This is a genomic window from Sphingomonas sp. LR55, assembly GCF_036856015.1.
Classification (GTDB): domain Bacteria; phylum Pseudomonadota; class Alphaproteobacteria; order Sphingomonadales; family Sphingomonadaceae; genus Sphingomonas.
The window spans coordinates 3,203,991-3,221,000 of the sequence record NZ_JASPFO010000001.1 but is presented as its reverse complement, the minus strand read 5'-3'; the positions used below and the strand labels follow the sequence as shown (position 1 = coordinate 3,221,000).

Genomic DNA, 17,010 nt, shown 5'->3' with positions numbered 1-17,010 from the left:
ACTGCGCGCCACTTAGGGCGCCGGCCGCTCCACCTGAGCCTCGGCCAGATACACCCCGAACAGCCCCTCAGGATCGGTCCAAGCCGCCACCGGCGTCCACCCCCGACCGCAACAGGATCCGTGCATCCCGCTCGCCATATTTATGCGAGTTTTCCGTGTGGATAGAGTCACTTGCAGACATTTCGAATGTCCGCCCATCGACGGTAAACGTGACGTCGCGCACCGCCTCCAGATGCATCTCGATCCGCGCGCGATCGTCGTTCCACACCGCCTTGTGGCGGAACGCGTCGACCGGAATGTCGCCGTCCAGCTCACGGTTGATCCGCTCGAGCAGATTGAGGTTGAACGCCGCCGTCACGCCCTGCGCATCGTCATACGCCGGGACGAGCACGTCCTCCGCCTTGATCCGGTCCATCCCGATCAACAGCATCGCGCCGACGCCAAGCGACGTCCGCATCGCGCGCAACAGGTCGACCGCCATCAACGGGATCATGTTGCCGATCGTCGACCCCGGAAAGAATCCGAGCTTCGGCGTGTCGGCGATCGTCTTGGGCAAGCTCAGCGGCCGCATGAAATCGGCCTCGAACGGCAGCACGAGAAGGTCCGGGAACTGCTCGCCCAGCACCTTCGACGATTCACGCAGGAAATCGCCCGAAATATCGATCGGCACGTAGACTGACGGCGCGACGGCATCGAGCAGAATCGGCGTCTTGGTCGAAGATCCCGACCCGAACTCAACGACCGCACGACCTTCGCCGGCCAGCGTCGCCACCTCCGGACACGCGGTCTCCAGGATCGCCCGCTCGGTCCGCGTCGGATAATATTCGGGCAGGTCGGTGATCTTCTCGAACAGCTCCGAGCCGCGCCGATCGTAGAACCACCGCGCCGGAATTGCCCGCGGCCGCCGAGCGAGCCCGTCCAGCACGTCCGCACGGAACTGCGGATCGGCCAACGTCTGCTGGCCGTCCTCGATCTCAGGCTTCAACATCAGATATCTTTCGCGAGGCGCACGCCGGTGAACTGCCACCGTTGATGCGGATAGAAGAAATTGCGGTAGCTCGCCCGCGCATGGCCGCGCGGCGTCGCACAGCTCCCGCCGCGCAGGATGAACTGCGAACTCATGAACTTTCCATTGTATTCGCCGACCGCGCCCGCCGCCGTCACGAACCCGGGATAAGGCCGATACGCGCTGCCGGTCCATTCCCAGACGTCGCCGAAGAACGCCGGTCCGCCCGCGGAGGGCCGAGGCTCAACCGGTCCGGCGACATCCATCTGGTTGCCCCCGTTCGCGTCGTGCGAGGCCGCCGCCGCCTCCCATTCGAACTCAGTCGGCAACCGCGCGCCGGCCCAGCTCGCATAGGCATCCGCCTCGAAAAAGCTGACATGCGTCACCGGCGCCGCCGGATCGATCGCGCGCCGACCATCGAGCCCGAACCGCGTCCAGCCCGCCTCACCCTGCTCCCAATAGAGCGGCGCGACGATGCCCTCGGCCTTCACCCACGCCCAGCCATCCGCCAGCCAGTGCCGCGCCTCGGTATAGCCGCCATCGGCAATGAACGCCGCCCATTCGCCGTTCGTCACGGTCCGGTCCGCGATCGCATGCGGCACCAGCAAGGCGGCGTGACGCGGGCCCTCGCAATCGAACGCGAAGCCCTCGCCGTCATGCCCGACCTCGACGATCCCGCCCTCATGCGCGATCCAGCCGATCGGCCCTGGCATTGCGACCGGGACTTTCCGCGCCGCCGGCCACATCGCCGGCTCAAACGGGTTCTCCGAAAACATGTGAAGGATGTCGGTTACCAACAATTCCTGGTGCTGCTCTTCATGATGGCACCCGAGCGCCACCAAGTCTCGCGCCTCCTCCGGCAAATCCGGCAGTGCCTCCAGCAACGCAGCATCGACATGCGCGCGATACGCCCGCACCTCGTCGATCGACGGCCGCGTCACCATCCCGCGACGATCGCGCGCGTGACGCCGCCCCTCGGCCTCGTAATAGCTATTGAACAAAAACGGGAAGCGCTCGTCGTGCAGCACATAGCCGGCGACATGATCGCGCAACACGAACGTCTCGAAGAACCACGTCGTATGCGCCATGTGCCACTTGGTCGGCGACGCATCGGGCATCGACTGCACCGTCGCATCCGCATCCGACAGCGGCGCCGCGAGCGCGAGCGTCAGGTCGCGGACGGCGGCAAACCGCTCGGCCAACGGGGACGTTTCCGGCAGGCCTTCGCGGTCGGGACGAACGGGATTGGGCATCGATCTCTCCTCAGTTCTACGTCGAGCGAAGCGACGTTGGAACGCGAGCGACGATACGCGCCTAGTCGCGCGTGGCCCCCGGTCGCCAAAGAACGTCTCCGGCGCCGTTTTGGTTCACCGCCCGCGATGCCACGAACAGGAAATCCGAAAGCCGGTTAACATACGCTAATGCGGCCGGATTGAGCGGCTGCGTCTCGCTCGCACCGACGGCGGATCGCTCCGCGCGACGGCTGATCGCGCGCCAGGTGCAGTGCGGCGGCTTCGGCCGATCCTCCCGGCAGGATGAAGCTGCGCAACGGGGCAAGATGCGCGTTCAGCGCATCGATCTCGCGCTCGAGCCGGTCGACCTGCGACGGCACGATCCGCAACACCATCTCGGACGGCGCGAACGGATCACCGCCAGCCTCGTCCGTGCCGGCCGGAGTCGCCAGATCCGCGCCGAGATCGAACAAATCGTTCTGGATCCGGGTCAGCGCCGCCGCCATCGGCTGGTCGCCCAGCGCGATCACCGCCAAGCCGATCGCCGAATTCGCCTCGTCGACATCGCCGATCGCCTGCATCAGCGCGCTCGATTTCGATACGCGCGATCCATCGACGAGCCCCGTCGTGCCGTCGTCCCCCGTCCGCGTGTAGATCTTGTTCAGCTTGACCATGAATCTTCCAGATTGAAACGCGGTGAGGCCCCATCACCCAACGCTAACGCCACCCAACGACGAAGTCGGGACCCAACGAAGAAATTCCGTACCCCACAGCACTCGAACCCAGCGCGCCACAGCACCCCAATCCTGCGCCCCGCAGCCCCCGAACCCCGTGCCCCACAGCCCCCGTCACCCCAGCGAAAGCTGGGGTATCCCTCGTGGTTCGCGACGCCCACCCAACAACGAGATTCCAGCTTCCGCTGGAATGACGGCAGAGTGCGAGCGACGTAGCCCCAATTGCAGTCGCCTTAGTTCCGCCCCGCCGCGAACAGGATCACCACCACGATCAGGATCGCGAGCGCTTGGAAGAAGATCCGCTGCTGCATCATCCGATTCGATTTCAGCGACGCGGCACTCGGCCCGCTGCCGTCGCGGACCTGCGCCGTGCCCTCCTGCAGGAACGACACGACGCCCCGCACCAGAGCCACGACGGTCGCGATCATCGCCGCGATCAGGAGGATGACGAGGAATGTGTTCATGGCCCGAGTGTAAGCGCGCACCGGCGGGGTAGCAATGGCGTACCCGATGCCGGGAAATGACCCATGTTGCCCGGAAGCCTCATGGTGCCAACACCGTTGCGGAATGCTGTGCGGACGGCGCACATGGCGCATGCTCTATCTCGCGCTCAAAGCCCTGATTTCCGGTATCCTGATCGCCGCCGCATCGGAACTTGCCAAGCGCTATCCCGGCTTCGGTGCGCTCGTCGCATCGCTGCCGCTCGTGTCGGTGCTCGGCATGATCTGGCTCTGGCACGACAAACCCGATCCCCGAACAATGGCCGCGCACGCCGGCGCAACCTTCTGGTACGTGCTGCCCTCGCTACCGATGTTCCTGCTGATCCCCGCGCTGTTGCGACATGGTGTACCCTTCTGGATGTCGCTGGCGGCGGGCTGCGTACTGACGATCGCGCTGTACGCGGCAATGACGTGGGCAGCGCCGAGACTGGGGATCGAGCTGTAAAAGCACCACCCCGGCGGAGGCCGGGGCCCAATTGGGAAAGCAGAGGTAACGGAGCGATGCGTTACGCCAGCACTGTCCCCCAATTGGGCCCCGGCCTCCGCCGGGGTGGTACAACATTGGAGCCGCCGCGCTGCCACCATGTTTCCCCGCGAAGGCGGAGACCCAGACTGGGCTCCCGCCTTCGCGGGAGAACAAGGAAGTGCAGGTGCGCGGCGTTGCGGCCGCACCGTGTTCGGGGGTATCGGCACCACTCAGTTCAGGCGCTCACTTGGCTTTCGCTTAGCAGGCCGCGATCACCCCCCACTCCGCACCCGAGCCGCCAACACCGCCCCATCCTCCCCCGCCGCCCGCATTTCCGCCAACGACAACGCCCCATCGCGCTTAGCCAACCGCCGCCCCGCCGCATCCACCACCAGCGGATGATGATGATAGCGCGGCACCGACAACCCCAGCAGCGCCTGCAACACCCGGTGCACGTGCGTCGCCGCAAACAAATCCACCCCGCGCACCACGTCCGTCACCCCCTGCGCGGCATCGTCGAGCGTCACCGCCAGGTGATAGCTCGCCGGCGCATCCTTCCGCGCCAGCACGACGTCGCCCTGCACCATCGGAGCCGCAACCACCGCCCCGACCGTCGCGTCATGCCACGACACTGCGCCGACCTCCGCCACCGCCTTCGCCATATCCAACCGCCAGCAACACGCCCCCGTCCGCGCCGCAACCTCCGCCGCCGAAAGCCCCCGACAAATCCCCGGATAGACCGGACCGACCTCCCCCTGCGGCGCAGAGGCACTCGCCGCGATTTCCGCCCGCGTACAGAAACACGGATACACGAGCGCGCGCCTTCAACCCTTCCATCGCCGCGTCGTACGTCGCCAGCCGCTCCGACTGAAACACGAGCTCGTCCCATCGCAACCCAAGCCACGCCAGATCCTCGAGAATCCCATCGACGAACTCCGGCCGACTCCGCGTCCCATCGATATCCTCGATCCGCAGCACGAACCGCCCGCCCCGCTCGCGCGCAAAGTCGTGCGCGCGGATCGCCGACGCCGCGTGGCCCAGATGCAGCCGCCCGGTCGGGCTCGGCGCGAACCGCGTCACGACACTCACCGCGCTTGACCGACCGCTACGCGCCGTGCTGTCATGCTGCCGTCATCGCTACCGTCCATAGGGCGCTCTGCGAAGCCTGAGTGGGAGGAGCCGTGTTTCACCCCGATCTGATGCGTCATCCGGATGGTTGTCCGGCGCTCGTGCTGAATGCCGACTACACGCCGCTTTCCTACTATCCGCTCAGTGTCTGGCCGTGGCAAACCGCGGTCAAGGCTGTCTTCCTCGACCGTGTCGACATCGTCGCCACCTATGAACGCGAAGTCCGCAGCGCCAATTTCGCGCTGAAACTGCCCTCGGTGATCGCGCTCAAGCAGTTCGTCCGACCGTCGCAATTTCCCGCCTTCACCCGCTTCAACCTGTTCCTGCGCGACAAGTTCACCTGCCAATATTGCGGCAAGCTGCGCGATCTCACCTTCGACCATGTCGTCCCCCGCGCGCAAGGCGGGCGTACCACGTGGGAGAACGTCGTCACCGCCTGCTCGCCCTGCAACCTCAAGAAAGGCGGGCGCACGCCGAAACAGGCGGCGATGCCGCTGCATATCGAGGCGATCCGCCCGACCAACTGGCACCTCCAGGAACACGGCCGCAGCTTCCCGCCCAACTACCTGCACGACACGTGGCACGACTGGCTCTATTGGGACATCGAACTCGAGGCCTGACGGCATCGATACGACGGGAGATTCTATGCAGGTGAAACTGGTAGCGGCGCTCGCCGCGACGGGAATTCTGGTGTCCGCGTGCGGCAACAAGGACGAGCAGCGCGCGCAGGCCGACGCCAACGCGGTCGGCTTCGTGCCGCCCTCGGTGACCTCGCGGCTCGACTTCGGCGCCAGCATGGAACGGCGTTTCCGCACGCTCGACCGCAACGGCGACGATCGGGTCACCAAGGACGAACTCCCCTCGCCGAATGCCCGCATCAAGGCGTTCGACCGCAACAAGGACGGTGTCATCACCGCGATCGAATGGAGCGAAGGCACGCTCGCCTGGTTCGACAAGATGGACCTGAACCACGACGGCACGGTCACGTCGGAAGAGCGTGCGGAGTCACGGAAGCGCTGATCGACGCAATTAAGTGTCGACGACGACCGGTTCGACACGACAAATATACCGCATGAGGTTGACCTGATCCCTGCCGCAGCGCAGCAGGGAATCATGGCAAGCCTCCCCGCAATCGCGAACAATTCCGACATCCGCTTCCTCGGCAAACTGCTCGGCGACGTCATCCGCGCCTATGGTGGCGAGCGCCTGTTCGCGGCCACCGAGACGATCCGAAAAGCCTCGGTCGAGCGCCACCGCGACGCCTCCGAAGGCAAGCCCGGCGACGATCGCGCGGTCGATCTCAGCCTCGAAAAGCTCAGCCTCGACGAGACGCTCGATTTCGTCCGCGGCTTCATGCTCTTCTCGATGCTCGCCAATCTCGCCGAAGACCGCCAGGGCATCGCCGCGGAGGACGGCGCCGACCTCGCCTCCGCAATCGCGCAGCTTGAATCCGAGGGCATCGACCGCGCCCAGATCCGCACGCTGCTCGACCACGCACTGATCGCCCCCGTGCTCACCGCGCACCCGACCGAAGTGCGGCGCAAAAGCATGATCGACCACCGCAACCGCATCGCCGAGCTGATGGCGCTGCGCGATCTCGGCCGCGACACCACGCCGGATGGCGACAGCGTCGACGACGCGATCCTCCGCCAGATCGCTTTGCTCTGGCAAACCCGCGTCCTGCGCCGCGACCGCCTCTACGTCACCGACGAGGTCGACACCGCGCTCAGCTATCTGCGCGACGTGTTCCTCCCCGCGCTTCCCGCGCTCTACCAGCGCTGGGACCGCGCGCTCGGCGAACGCACGCCCAGTTTCCTGCGCCCCGGCAGCTGGATCGGCGGTGACCGCGACGGTAACCCCTATGTCACCGCGGACTCGCTCAAGACCGCGCTGTCGAAGGCGAGCGAGGCTGTGCTCGGTTATTATTGCGACGCGGTGCACGCACTCGGCGCCGAGCTCTCGATCTCGACCGAACACGCCCCCGCCGACGCCGCGGTGCAGGCGCTCGCCGACGCCAGCGGTGACGATGCCGCCAGCCGCAGCGACGAGCCCTATCGCCGCGCGCTCTCCGGCATCTACGCCCGCCTGTCCGCGACGCACGATGCGCTCACCGGCAAGCACGCCCCCGCCCCGGCCGCCTCGTCGGCGAGCCCTATGCCAACCCCGCCGACTTCCGCGCCGACCTCGTCACGCTCGCGCACGGCCTCGGCATCGCGCTCAAGACCGGCGGCGCACTCGGCCGGCTGATCCGCGCGGTCGAGACGTTCGGCTTCCACCTCGCCACCTTGGATCTCCGCCAGAACAGCGCCGTCCACGAACGCGTCGTCGCCGAACTGCTGAAAGTCGCCGGCGTCGAGGACGAGTACCTCGCGCTCGACGAAGACGCGCGCGTCGCGCTGCTCCGCCGCGAGCTTGCCAACGCCCGCCCCCTCACCTCGCGCTTCGCCGAATATTCCGAAGAAACCGCCAGCGAACTCGCGATCGTCCAAGCCGCCGCCGATGCGCACGCCGCCTACGGCCCCGCGTGCATCACCAACTACATCGTCTCGATGGCGCAGTCGGTCAGCGACCTGCTCGAAGTGAACCTCCTGCTCAAGGAAGTCGGCCTCTACCGCCCCGGCGAAACCCCGACCGCCGCGATCATGGCGGTCCCGCTGTTCGAGACGATCGGCGATCTCGAAGCCGCCCCCGCCGTCATGACCGCATGGTTCGCGCTCCCCGAGATCGCGACCATCTCGAAGACGCGTGGCCATCAGGAAGTGATGATCGGCTATTCGGACAGCAACAAGGACGGCGGCTATCTCACCTCCACCTGGCAGCTCTCGAAAGCCTCGACCGCGCTAAAACCCGTCTTCGCAAAGGCCGGCGTCGGCATGCAGCTGTTCCACGGACGCGGCGGCGCGGTCGGCCGCGGCGGCGGCTCGGCGTTCCGCGCGATCCGCGCGCAGCCCTCGGGCACCGTCCAGGGCCGCATCCGCATCACCGAGCAGGGCGAAGTCATCGCCGCCAAATACGGCACGCGCGACGCCGCGATGACCAATCTCGAAGCGATCGCTTCCGCCACTCTGCTCGCAAGCCTCGAGCCCGAACGCCTCTCCAACGCCGACAATGCCAGCTTCTCCGCGGCAATGGACAAGCTCAGCGACACCGCGTTCCACAGCTACCGCGACCTCGTCTACGGTACGGAGGGCTTCCGCACCTTCTTCCGCCAGATGACCCCGATCGCCGAGATCGCCGGCCTCAAGATCGGCAGCCGCCCCGCCAGCCGCACCAAGTCCGACCGCATCGAGGACCTCCGCGCGATCCCGTGGGTGTTCAGCTGGGCGCAGGCTCGCGTCATGCTCCCCGGCTGGTACGGGGTCGGCCGCGCGATCGCCGATTTCGAGGACAAGGCGCTGCTGAAGGACATGGCGCAAGGCTGGCCGCTCTTCGCCTCCGCGCTGGCGAACCTGGAGATGGTGCTGGCCAAGTCCGACATCGGCATCGCCGAACGCTATGCCGGGCTCGTCGAGGACGACAAGCTCCGCGAGATCTTCACCACGATCCGCGACGGCTGGCACCAGACCCACGACGGCCTGCTCACGGTAACGGGCCAGTCCCGCCTCCTCGAAAAGCACCCCGCCCTAGACGCCTCGATCCGCCTCCGCCTGCCGTATATCGAGCCGCTCAACCTCCTCCAGATCGAACTGATCAAGCGCCGCCGTGCCGGCGAGGACGACCCTCGCATCGGCGAAGGCATCCTGCTCTCCATCAACGCCATCGCCACGGCCTTGAGAAACAGCGGCTAATCCTCCCCGGAACGGGGAGGGGGACCAGCGAAGCTGGTGGAGGGGGCGTGCGGCAAAAGTACCAGCCGTGAGACTCGCCTTACCCGATCGCAGCGCCCGGTATCGCTCCGACACAGCCGTAACGCTTGCGGCGCTCCCCTCCACCACGCCGCTACGCGTCGCGGTCCCCCTCCCCGTGCCGGGGAGGATAAAACGGCGCAGCGACATCCTCACGCACCCGCATCAACCGCCCGGTCCCCCGGTCCAGCAAAGCCCAGGTCGTAACCGCCTCCAGCTTCACCCGCCCATCATCCCCGACAAACCGCACATGCCGATCGAACCGAGCCCCTTAGGCGCCCCCTCGACCCAAGTCTCACCAACGACCGTCTCCCCCGCGACAACACTCCCACGGTAATCGATCTCATGCCGCGTCACGACCCACACATACGCCAGCTTATGCTCGGCCGGCGCCACCGCCTCCCAATGTGCAGTCGCGATGGCCTGAATCCACTGCACCCAGACCGCATTGTTCACATGCCCAAGCTCGTCGATATCCGCGTCCTGCGCCGTTATCGAGAGCGTGAACCGGCTCACCCCGCGACGCCCAGCTGCCACAGCACGAACGCGTGCTCCTCCGCACCCTCACGCAGCGATTCGAACCGCCCCGACTTGCCGCCATGCCCCGCGCCCATGTTGGTCTTGAGCAGCAACACATTGTCGTCGGTCTTCATCAACCGCAGCTTCGCCGCCCACTTCGCCGGCTCCCAGTACGTGACGCGTGGATCGTTGAGCCCGCCGGAAATGAACATCGGCGGATAAGCCTGTGCCTTGACGTTGTCGTACGGCGAATACGACCGGATCAGCGCGAACGCCGCCTCATCTTCGATCGGATTGCCCCACTCCGGCCACTCGCCCGGCGTCAGCGGCAGGGTCTCGTCCAGCATCGTATTCAGCACATCGACGAACGGCACGTCCGCGATCACCGCACCCCACAGTTCGGGATCGGAATTGACCACCGCCCCCATCAGCTCGCCGCCAGCAGACCGCCCCGCGATCGCGATCTTCCCTGCCGACGTCCACTGCGCATCGACCAGCGCCTTCGCCACATCGACGAAATCGTTGAACGTGTTCGCGCGCTTCTCCAGCTTGCCATCGAGATACCATTGCTGGCCCAGATCATCGCCGCCGCGGATATGCGCGATCGCATAGGCGAACCCGCGATCGAGCAAGCTCATCCGCCCCGTCGAGAAGCCCGGCGGGATCGCATAGCCGTACGCGCCATACGCATAGAGGAACAAAGGCGCCGACCCATCGCGAACGAACCCGGCCGGATACACGATCGAGACCGGGATCTCCGTCCCGTCCCGCGCGACGATCTTGAGCCGCTCGGTCGCGTATTTCGCCGCGTCATACCCGCTCGGGATTTCCTGAACCTTGAGCATCGTCCGCTCGCCGGTATCGACGTCATAATCATACACCGTCCCTGGCGTGACCATCGACTCATACCCAAGCCGCAGCACCGTCATGTCGTATTCGGGATTATCCCCCAGCCCTGCGACATAGCTCGCCTCGGGAAAGTCGATCCGCTTGCCCTCGGTCGGCGTCTCGTACCGATGAATCGCGATCTGATCGAGCCCGTCCTCGCGCCCGTCGACCACGAAGAAGTCCTGATAGCACTCCACCCCGGTCATGTAGAACGTCGGGCTCGCCGGGATCAGTTCGGTCCAGGCATCCGGCTCCTCGACCAGCGCAGTGCACAGCCGGAAATTCGGATCGACGTCGTTGGTATGGATGAACAGCGTCCCGTCATGCTCGTCCACATCATATTCGCGGCCCACCTTCCGCGCCGACACGAGGATCGGCACCGCCAAAGGCTCGTGCGCAGGCAGCAGATACAGTTCGCTCGTCACATGGTCGCTGGTCGCGATCACGATCCACTTGCGCGAACTCGTCTCGCCGACGCCGACGCGGAAGCCCTCGTCTTCCTCGTGGAACAGCACGACGTCCTCGGAGATCGGCGTCCCCAGCCGGTGGAACCGCGCATTGTCCGTCCGCCACTGCTCGTTTGCCAGCCCGTACAGGAACCCCGCGTCGTCCGCGGTCCAGACGATCTCGCTGAGCATCCCCGGGATCACATCGGGCAGGTGCTTGCCGGTATCCAGATCCTTGACCCGAACCTCGAACCGCTCGCTCCCGTTATCGTCGATCGCATAGGCCAGATAGCGCCCGTCGTTGCTGACCGAGAACGCGCCGAGCCGGAAATACTCATGCCCCTCCGCCAGCGCCGGCTCGTCGAGCAGCAGCTCGTCCTCACCCCTGCAACGGGTTTCCGCCACCATTTCTTGTACTGCCCGCCGGTCTCGTACGCAGTCCAGTAGAGCCAATCGCCATCCTTCTGCGGCACCGAGGATTCATCCTCCTTGATGCACGCCTTCATCTCTTCGTAGATCGTATCGGTAAGCGCTTTGTGCGGCGCCATCTGCGCCTCGAAATACGCGTTCTCTGCTTCGAGATACGCCAGCACGTCGGCGTCATCGACCTCCGGATAGTTCGGATCCTTCAGCCACGCATACGGATCCTCGATCGTCACGCCATGCGTGGTGAAGCTGTGCGGGCGCTGTTCGGCGATGGGGGCGTGGTCATGCAGCGGTGTTAGCCGGGCGGAGGGTGGAAGCCAAACGCTGCGGCGTTGCAAGCGTGACGGCCGACCCAGCCAACACCACCCCGGCGAAGGCCGGGGCCCAATTGGAAAGGTTGCACTAACTGCGCGCAATCCTCCGTTATTGCCGTCCCCCAATTGGGCCCCGGCCTTCGCCGGGGTGGTACAAAACTTCGGTGGCGCCCCTAACTCTGTTTCCCCGCGAAGGCGGGGACCCAGTCTGGGCTCCCGCCTTCGCGGGAGAACAAGGGGGCCGTAAATGTGGTTCGTCAGCCCTGCGAGAAAGCCACCCGACGAAGCTCCCCGCCCGCACCCGCTGTCCTACACATCTGCCTTCTGTCACAACGCCCGGCATGACCGTGACCGCCCGATCCGCACCCCTATCCATGCCGTCGCACCCGTCCGCAACGCCCACCAGGGGCAAGTATTGAAACGTCGCCAGCGTCTGCACTTTCTATACTTCACTTTTGACGAGAGACCGAACCGATGAACCCGACCGCCCGCTTAGCCGACCGCCTCGCGGCCCTCCGCGCCCAGCTAACCACCGATAATCTCGACGGTTTCGTCATCCCGCTCACCGATGAACACATGAGCGAATATGTCGGCGGCTACGCGCAGCGCCTCGCCTGGCTCACCGGCTTCGGCGGCTCGGCCGGCACTGCCGTCGTCCTCGCCGATCGCGCCGCGATCTTCACCGACGGTCGCTACACGATCCAGGTCCGCGAACAGGTCGACGGCGCGCAGTGGGACTACGCCGACGTCCCCCAGACCAGCCCCGCCGCCTGGCTCGCTAAGCACGCCCCAGAAGGCGGCCGCATCGGCTACGACCCGTGGCTCCACACCGGAATTTGGGTCGCCGAAGCCACCACAGCCCTCGCCGACCGCGGCGCCACGCTGGTAGCGGTCGACGCCAACCCCATCGACGCGATCTGGGCCGACCGCCCCGCCCCCTCCCCCGCCAAGCTGACCGTCCAGCCCGACCAGTTCACCGGCGCCTCGTCCGCCGAAAAGCGCGCGAAGATCGCCGACTGGCTCTCCGAGCAGAACGCCGACGCGGTCGTCCTCACGGCACTCGATCTCGATCGCCTGGGCACTCAACGTCCGTGGCGGCGACGTCGATCACACCCCCGTCGCGCTGTCCTACGCGATCGTGAGCGCGGACGGCACCACCGACCTGTTCGTCGCCCCCGACAAGCTCGACGACGCGGTACGCCAGCATCTCGGCAACGCGGTCCGCCTCCACGACCGCACCGCCTTCGCCGCAACCCTTGCGACCTACGCCGGCAAACGCGTCGCCGCCGACCCCGAACGCGCGGTCGCCGCGATCACGCAAGCGCTGCAGACCGGCGGCGCGAAGATCCTGCCGCTGCGCGACCCAGTCGTCCTCGCCAAGGCCATCAAGAACCCGGTCGAGATCGCCGGCCACCGCGCCGCCTCCGCCCGCGACGGCGCCGCGCTCGCGCGCTTCCTCCGCTGGGTCGAAACCGAATGCGTGAAGGGGGCAAACCGAACTCAGCGCCGCCGCCAAGCTGCTCGCCTTCCGCGAACAGACCGGCGTCCTCAAGGACACCTCGTTCGACACGATCTCCGCCACCGGCCCGCACGGCGCGATCCCGCACTACCACGTCACCGAGGAATCGAGCGCGCCGATCGAACCGGGCCAGCTCTACCTGATCGACTCCGGCGGCCAATATGCCGACGGCACCACCGACGTGACCCGCGTCATGCCGATCGGCGAACCGACCGCAGAGATGCGCGACCGCTTCACCCGCGTCCTCAAGGGCCATATCGGCATCGCCACCGCGGTTTTCCCCGACGGCACGATGGGCGGCCAGATCGACGCCTTCGCCCGCCGTCCGCTCTGGGAAGCCGGCCTCGATTTCGGCCACGGCACCGGCCACGGCGTCGGTGCGTATCTCGCGGTCCACGAAGGCCCGCAGCGGATCGCCTCGCCAAATTACCTCGGCGGCGCGGCGATGGAGCCCTTACGCGCCGGCATGATGCTCTCCAACGAGCCCGGCTACTACAAGGCCGGCGAATACGGCATCCGCATCGAGAACCTGATCCTGATCGAACCCCGCGCAATCCCCGGCGCCGACCGCGCAATGCTCGGCTTCGAGACGCTCACCTTTTGCCCGATCGAACGCTCGCTGATCGAGCCGACGCTGCTGACCGCCGAAGAGCGCCAATGGGTCGACGACTATCACGCGCAGGTGCTGGCCGTGCTGACCCCGGAAATGACCGATACGGAGGATCGCGCCTGGCTCGCCGGAAAATGCGCAGCCCTTACTTGACCGGCTCGTCACCAGTCGCGGGCGCGGCGCTTACCGCACGCGCCTGCGCCTTCCGCCGTCGCAGGTTTTCCCGCAAGGCGGCGGCCATGCGCTCCGCCTTTTCGGCCGCCTTTCTATCCCGATCATCCATAAATCCGCCCTACATCGCCGCACGATAGCTTGACAACCGCGCCGCCCTCGTCTCTTAGCCCCACTCCGCCGGCAGCGATGCCGACGAGTGCTGCCGTAGCTCAGTGGTAGAGCGCATCCTTGGTAAGGCTGAGGTCGTGAGTTCAATCCTCACCGGCAGCACCAGTTTTTTGACTTCTCTCCCGCAGCGGGCGCCCAACGAGCACCCTGCGGAGAGAATCGTCACCCTAGAACTCCATGCTTGCAAGTTCGGCATTTGGAGCCCGCCACCGGCAGAAATGCCGCTCGCGCGAGCGTTTTTAGGGTCCCTGGCTAACCCCGAGCTTGTCACCACGTAAGCACCGCACCCCTTCGAGGTAGGCCACTCCGGTTTTATGTCTCGGTTCGATGGCACGTGCTAGCATCTCCCGGAAGCTCTTGTGTTGCTCAAATGCAACACCATCTTTTGGCCAGATACCGAACCATCCCACAGGAATTCGTCATGAACATCGACAAATTCACCGACCGCGCGAAGGGCTTCCTGCAATCCGCGCAGACCGTCGCGATCCGCATGAACCATCAGCGGATCGCGCCCGAACATCTGTTGAAGGCACTGCTGGAGGACGAGCAGGGCATGGCCGCAGGGCTGATCGCGGCCGCGGGCGGCGACGCCAAGCGCGCGACCTCGGAAACCGATCTCGCGCTGGCCAAAATCCCCGTCGTGTCCGGCTCGGGCGCGCAGACCACGCCGGGGATCGACAACGACGCGGTGCGCGTCCTCGACCAGGCCGAGCAGATCGCAAGCAAGGCGGGCGACAGTTTCGTTACCGTCGAGCGCCTGCTGGTCGCGCTCACGCTCTCGCTCAACACCGCCGCGGGCAAGGCGTTGAAGGCCGGCGGCGTGACGCCCGAGGGGCTCAACACCGCGATCAACGCCGTCCGCCAGGGCCGTACCGCCGACACCGCGGGCGCCGAGGACCGCTATGATGCGCTCAAGAAATTCGCGCGCGACCTGACGCAGGCGGCGCGCGACGGCAAGCTCGACCCCGTCATCGGTCGCGACGAGGAGATCCGCCGCACCATCCAGATCCTCGCCCGCCGGACTAAGAACAACCCTGCGCTGATCGGCGAACCCGGCGTCGGCAAGACCGCGATCGCGGAAGGGCTAGCCCTGCGCATCGCCAATGGCGACGTGCCCGATACGCTGAAGGATCGCCGGCTGATGTCACTCGACATGGGCTCGCTGATCGCGGGTGCGAAATATCGCGGCGAGTTCGAGGAGCGGCTGAAAGGCGTGCTCGACGAGGTGAAGGCCGCCGAGGGCGACGTCATCCTGTTCATCGACGAGATGCACCAGCTGATCGGCGCGGGTAAATCCGAGGGCGCGATGGACGCGGGCAACCTGCTTAAGCCGGCGCTTGCACGCGGCGAATTGCACTGCGTCGGCGCGACCACGCTCGACGAATACCGCAAGTACGTCGAGAAGGACCCCGCGTTGCAGCGGCGGTTCCAGCCCGTCATGGTCGGCGAACCGACCGTCGAGGACACGATCTCGATCCTGCGCGGGCTGAAGGAGAAGTACGAGCTCCACCACGGCGTGCGGATCACCGACGGCGCGATCGTCGCCGCCTCGACGCTGTCGAACCGCTACATCACCGATCGCTTCCTGCCCGACAAGGCGATCGACCTGATGGACGAGGCCGCGTCGCGGATCCGGATGGAAGTCGAGTCGAAGCCCGAGGCGATCGAGAATCTCGACCGGCGGATCATCCAGCTCAAGATCGAACGCGAGGCGTTGAAGCGCGAGACCGATGACGCGTCGGTCGACCGGCTCGACACGCTGGAGGGCGAACTCGTCAATCTGGAGGAGCAATCCGCCGAGCTGACGACGCGCTGGAAGGGCGAGAAGGACAAGATCAACGCCGAGGCGCGGGTCAAAGAACAGCTCGATGCCGCACGGCTCGAGCTGGAGCAGGCGCAACGATCGGGCGATCTCGCCAAGGCAGGCGAGCTTTCCTACGGCACGATCCCGGGGTTGCAGCGCCAGCTCGACGAGGCGGCGGGGGCGACCAAGGGCGCGATGCTGCGCGAGGAAGTGACCGCGGACGATATCGCCGGCGTGGTCAGCCGCTGGACCGGCATTCCGGTCGAGCGGATGCTGCAGGGCGAGCGCGACAAGCTGCTCGCGATGGAAGCGACGATCGGCAAGCGCGTGATCGGCCAGGCGCATGCGGTGAAGGCGGTCTCGACCGCGGTGCGGCGCGCGCGCAGGGTTGCAGGATCCGAACCGGCCGCTCGGGTCGTTCCTGTTTCTCGGGCCGACCGGCGTCGGCAAGACCGAGCTGACCAAGGCGCTGGCGGAATTCCTGTTCGACGATCCGTCGGCGATGGTCCGCATCGACATGAGCGAGTTCATGGAGAAGCACGCGGTCGCGCGGCTGATCGGCGCCCCTCCGGGCTATGTCGGGTACGAGGAAGGCGGCGTGCTGACCGAGGCGGTGCGCAGGCGGCCGTATCAGGTGATCCTGTTCGACGAGGTCGAGAAGGCCCACGGCGACGTGTTCAACGTGCTGTTGCAGGTGCTCGACGACGGGCGACTGACCGATGGCCAGGGGCGCACGGTGGATTTCAGCAACACGCTGATCATCCTGACGTCGAACCTCGGCAGCCAGTACCTCGCGAACATGGCGGAGGGCGACGACGTCTCGTCGGTCGAGCCGCAGGTGATGGAGATCGTCCGATCGCATTTCCGGCCGGAATTCCTCAACCGGCTCGACGAGGTGATCCTGTTCCACCGCCTCGGCCAGTCGCACATGGCACCGATCGTCGACATCCAGGTATCCCGCGTCGACAAACTGCTCGCCGACCGCAAGATCGTCCTCGACCTGACGGATGCCGCGAGAGCATGGCTCGGACGCGTCGGCTATGATCCGGTGTACGGCGCGCGGCCGTTGAAGCGTGCGGTGCAGCGCTATCTGCAAGACCCGCTCGCCGACATGATCCTGCGCGGCGAGGTCAAGGACGGCTCGACCGTCAAGGTCGACGAAGGCGACGGCAAGCTGGTGCTCCAGGTCGCCTAAGCGGAGCGAGAGCGGCGTTACCAACGCCGCTCTCGC

5 protein-coding genes, 1 tRNA gene and 8 pseudogenes are annotated in these 17,010 nt (G+C 66.2%); 7 read left to right on the top strand and 7 right to left on the bottom strand.

Translation table 11 applies throughout. The features are described from left to right. Positions 1–12: 12 nt before the first annotated feature. The 4 genes and pseudogenes from egtD to QP181_RS15470 form a co-directional block, all read right to left on the bottom strand. Positions 13–988 (bottom strand): annotated as a pseudogene (egtD, locus tag QP181_RS15485) (L-histidine N(alpha)-methyltransferase). Continuing rightward, positions 988–2,259, bottom strand: coding sequence for an ergothioneine biosynthesis protein EgtB (egtB, locus tag QP181_RS15480; RefSeq protein WP_333929089.1), 1,272 nt, complete (start codon positions 2,257–2,259; stop codon positions 988–990). The pseudogene egtD and the gene egtB overlap by 1 nt, the downstream one beginning before the upstream one ends. Positions 2,260–2,320: 61 nt before the next feature. Next, a pseudogene (locus QP181_RS15475) lies at positions 2,321–2,912 on the bottom strand (cob(I)yrinic acid a,c-diamide adenosyltransferase). Positions 2,913–3,205: 293 nt separating this feature from the next. After that, a complete protein-coding gene (locus QP181_RS15470) occupies positions 3,206–3,436 on the bottom strand; it encodes a twin transmembrane helix small protein (protein WP_132735390.1) in 231 nt (76 codons plus the stop codon). A gap of 130 nt (positions 3,437–3,566) precedes the next feature. On the opposite strand from QP181_RS15470, the gene QP181_RS15465 reads away from it, so the two are divergent. Further along, positions 3,567–3,917, top strand: a complete 351-nt coding sequence (locus QP181_RS15465; RefSeq protein WP_332755898.1) for a DUF3147 family protein — start codon at positions 3,567–3,569, stop codon at positions 3,915–3,917. A gap of 293 nt (positions 3,918–4,210) precedes the next feature. On the opposite strand, the pseudogene gluQRS reads toward QP181_RS15465, so the two are convergent. Next, positions 4,211–5,027, bottom strand: a pseudogene (gene gluQRS / locus QP181_RS15460) (tRNA glutamyl-Q(34) synthetase GluQRS). Between the two features lie 92 nt (positions 5,028–5,119). Here gluQRS and QP181_RS15455 point away from each other — a divergent pair. The 3 genes and pseudogenes from QP181_RS15455 (at position 5,120) to ppc (ending at position 8,854) form a co-directional block, all read left to right on the top strand. Beyond that, complete coding sequence (locus tag QP181_RS15455; protein ID WP_056052248.1) at positions 5,120–5,686, top strand: HNH endonuclease; 567 nt, start codon at positions 5,120–5,122, stop codon at positions 5,684–5,686. 25 nt (positions 5,687–5,711) lie between these two features. Beyond that, on the top strand, positions 5,712–6,086 hold the full coding sequence (locus tag QP181_RS15450) for an EF-hand domain-containing protein (protein ID WP_333929088.1): 375 nt from the start codon (positions 5,712–5,714) through the stop codon (positions 6,084–6,086). Between the two features lie 93 nt (positions 6,087–6,179). After that, positions 6,180–8,854, top strand: a pseudogene (ppc, locus tag QP181_RS15445) (phosphoenolpyruvate carboxylase). A 151-nt stretch (positions 8,855–9,005) separates the two neighbouring features. Here the strand turns inward: ppc and QP181_RS15440 are convergent. Both QP181_RS15440 and QP181_RS15435 read right to left on the bottom strand, forming a co-directional pair. Further along, positions 9,006–9,427, bottom strand: a pseudogene (locus tag QP181_RS15440) (acyl-CoA thioesterase). Then, positions 9,424–11,480: pseudogene (locus tag QP181_RS15435) on the bottom strand (S9 family peptidase). The pseudogenes QP181_RS15440 and QP181_RS15435 overlap by 4 nt, the downstream one beginning before the upstream one ends. Before the next feature lie 498 nt (positions 11,481–11,978). On the opposite strand from QP181_RS15435, the pseudogene QP181_RS15430 reads away from it, so the two are divergent. The 3 genes and pseudogenes from QP181_RS15430 to clpB all read left to right on the top strand — a co-directional run bounded on the left by QP181_RS15430 (position 11,979) and on the right by clpB (position 16,974). After that, positions 11,979–13,786, top strand: a pseudogene (locus tag QP181_RS15430) (aminopeptidase P family protein). 219 nt (positions 13,787–14,005) lie between these two features. Next, positions 14,006–14,080: transfer RNA gene (locus tag QP181_RS15425), tRNA-Thr, on the top strand. A 316-nt stretch (positions 14,081–14,396) separates the two neighbouring features. Beyond that, a pseudogene (clpB, locus tag QP181_RS15420) lies at positions 14,397–16,974 on the top strand (ATP-dependent chaperone ClpB). Positions 16,975–17,010: the final 36 nt, after the last annotated feature.

What these genes read in the sequence shown, in the direction of transcription:
- egtB (WP_333929089.1), bottom strand. Translation starts at nt 2,259, where the DNA reads ATGCCCAATCCCGTTCGTCCCGACCGCGAAGGCCTGCCGGAAACGTCC.
- QP181_RS15470 (WP_132735390.1), bottom strand. Translation starts at nt 3,436, where the DNA reads ATGAACACATTCCTCGTCATCCTCCTGATCGCGGCGATGATCGCGACC.
- QP181_RS15465 (WP_332755898.1), top strand. Translation starts at nt 3,567, where the DNA reads ATGCTCTATCTCGCGCTCAAAGCCCTGATTTCCGGTATCCTGATCGCC.
- QP181_RS15450 (WP_333929088.1), top strand. Translation starts at nt 5,712, where the DNA reads ATGCAGGTGAAACTGGTAGCGGCGCTCGCCGCGACGGGAATTCTGGTG.